This window comes from Oceanobacter sp. 1_MG-2023, from assembly GCF_030689025.1.
Lineage (GTDB): Bacteria > Pseudomonadota > Gammaproteobacteria > Pseudomonadales > Oceanobacteraceae > Oceanobacter.
Genome location: NZ_JAUYWA010000050.1, coordinates 1 through 3104 on the forward strand (window position 1 = coordinate 1; position 3104 = coordinate 3104).

1 protein-coding gene is annotated in these 3104 nt (G+C 53.9%); it reads left to right on the top strand.

Annotation, left to right across the window (positions count from 1 at the left end; all coding sequences use genetic code 11):
* Positions 1-3104, top strand: a 3104-nt coding sequence (locus tag Q8W22_RS16525) for a cadherin repeat domain-containing protein (RefSeq protein WP_305453094.1), incomplete at both ends; no start/stop codon positions are given.

Consider the following 3104-nt stretch of genomic DNA (forward strand, 5'->3'; position numbering starts at 1 on the left):
GCGGGTTTACAAGATAGCCAAGCCGTGACGCTGGATGTGAATGATCTGGATGAGTCAGGACCGGTATTTAACTCCGGGACTCTGGCGGATGCCATTAATGAAAACTCTGGTGCCAGCTCGGTTATTTACACAGCCACAACCAATGATGCGACAGCGGTTTATAGCCTCTCGGGTACAGATGCGTCACTGTTCAGCATCAACTCAGCCACCGGCGAAGTCACCTTATTGGCCGACGCTGATTACGAGACCAAGTCCAGTTATAGCTTTACCGTCACCGCTACCGATGGAGCCGGTAACCACACTGACCAAACCGTCACTCTGGCGGTCAATGATCTGGATGAGTCAGCGCCGACGATTACCTCTGGTGATACCGCCACCTCGGTCGATGAAAACAGCGGTGCCGGGCAAGTGGTGTATACCGCCACCGCGGATGACTCAGTGGATATTTCGGATGGTGTGACTTTCTCGCTCTCTGGCGACGATGCGGCGGATTTCAGCATCAACTCGGTAACCGGTGATGTTACTTTGTTGGCGGATGCCGACTATGAGACCAAGTCCAGCTATTCATTTGTAGTCACTGCCACCGATGGCGCCGGTCACTTCACTGATCAGACCGTGACGCTGGCGGTTAATGATCTGGATGAGTCAGGACCGGTATTTAACTCCGGGACTCTGGCAGATGCCATTGATGAAAACTCTGGTGCCAGCTCGGTTATTTACACAGCCACAAGCGATGACGCGACAGCGGTTTATAGCCTCTCGGGGGCTGATGCTGCTTTGTTCAGCATCAACTCTTCTACAGGTGAAGTGACTTTGTTGGCCGATGCCGACTATGAGACCAACTCCAGCTACAACTTTACTGTAATCGCCACCGATGGAGCCGGTAACCATACCGACCAGACCGTCACCCTGGCGGTGAATAACCTCGATGAAGCAGCACCAACGATTACTTCTGGCGCGACGGCCACTGCCATTGATGAAAACAGCGGTGCTGGGCAAGTGGTGTACACCGCTGTTGCTGATGACACTGTTGATATTTCTGATGGTGTAGTTTTCTCGCTCTCTGGTGACGATGCAGCTTATTTCTCGATTGATGCCAGCACCGGTGATGTTACTTTGTTGGCCGATGCCGACTACGAAACCAAACCAAGCTACAGTTTTACTGTCACCGCCACCGATGGCGCCGGTCACTTCACTGACCAGACCGTCACGCTGGATGTGAATGATCTGGATGAAGCAGCGCCAAGCATTACATCTGGCGCTACGGCCACTGCGATCGCTGAAAACTCAGGTGCTGGGCAAGTGGTGTATACCGCTGTTGCTGATGACTTCGCGGATATCTCCGATGGTGTGACTTTCTCGCTCTCAGGCGACGATGCGGCGTACTTCTCGATTGATACCAGCAGTGGCGAAGTCACCTTGTTGGCTGACGCCGATTACGAGACCAAACCAAGCTACAGCTTTACCGTCACCGCCACCGATGGGGCTGGTAACTTTACCAATCAGGCCGTTACCCTGGCAGTCAATAACCAGGATGAAGCAGCGCCGACGATTACGTCTGGTGCGACGGCTACCGCGATCGATGAAAACTCTGGTGCTGGGCAGGTGGTGTATACCGCCACTGCGGATGACTCTGCTGATATTTCTGATGGTGTGAGTTTCAGTCTGTCGGGTGCAGATGCAGAGTACTTCAGTATCAACTCCGCCACCGGCGAAGTGACTTTGTTGGCCGATGCCGACTACGAAACCAAACCAAGCTACAGCTTTACCGTCACCGCTACCGATGGGGCGGGTAACCACACAGATCAAACTGTCACCCTGGCGGTGAATAACCTGGATGAAGTGGGGCCTGTATTTACCTCCGGGACTCTGGCGGATGCCATTGACGAAAACACTGGTGCTAGCTCGGTGATTTACACCGCGACCACGGACGACGCGGCAGTGGTTTATTCGTTGTCTGGTACAGATGCGTCACTGTTCAGCATCAACTCTGCTACAGGCGAAGTGACTTTGTTGGCGGATGCCGACTACGAAACCAAACCAAACTACAGCTTTACCGTCACCGCCACCGATGGAGCCGGTAACCACACCGATCAAACCGTCACCCTGGCGGTCAATAACCTCGATGAAGTCGCACCGACGATTACCTCTGGTGATACCGCCACTGCGATCGATGAAAACAGCGGTGCCGGGCAAGTGGTGTATACCGCCACCGCTGATGACTCCGCAGATATCTCTGATGGTGTGACCTTCTCGCTCTCAGGCGACGATGCGGCGTACTTCTCGATTGATGCCAGCACCGGTGAAGTGACTTTGTTGGCGGATGCCGACTATGAGACCAAGTCCAGTTACAGCTTTACCGTCACCGCTACTGATGGGGTTGGTCACTTCACTGATCAGACCGTGACACTAGCGGTGAATAACCTGGATGAAGCAGCACCGACGATTACCTCTGGTGATACCGCCACTGCCATCGATGAAAACAGCGGTGCCGGGCAAGTGGTGTATACCGCTGTTGCTGATGACTCTGCAGATATCTCTGATGGCGTCACCTTCAGTCTGTCAGGCGACGATGCAGCGTACTTCAGCATCAACTCAGCCACCGGTGAAGTCACCTTGTTGGCGGATGCCGACTATGAGACCAAACCAAGCTACAGCTTTACTGTCACCGCCACCGATGGGGCTGGTAACCATACCGATCAAACCGTCACCCTGGCGGTGAATAACCTCGATGAAGTCGCACCAATCATTACGTCTGGTGATACCGCGACTGCCATCGATGAAAACAGCGGTGCTGGGCAGGTGGTGTATACCGCCACTGCGGATGACTCTGCTGATATTTCTGATGGTGTGAGTTTCAGTCTGTCGGGTGCAGATGCAGCGTACTTCAGTATCAACTCCGCCACCGGCGAAGTGACTTTGTTGGCCGATGCCGACTACGAAACCAAACCAAGCTACAGCTTTACCGTCACCGCTACCGATGGGGCGGGTAACCACACAGATCAAACTGTCACCCTGGCGGTCAACAACCTGGATGAAGTGGGGCCTGTATTTACCTCTGGCACATTGGCGGATGCCATTGATGAAAACTCCGGTGGGAACGC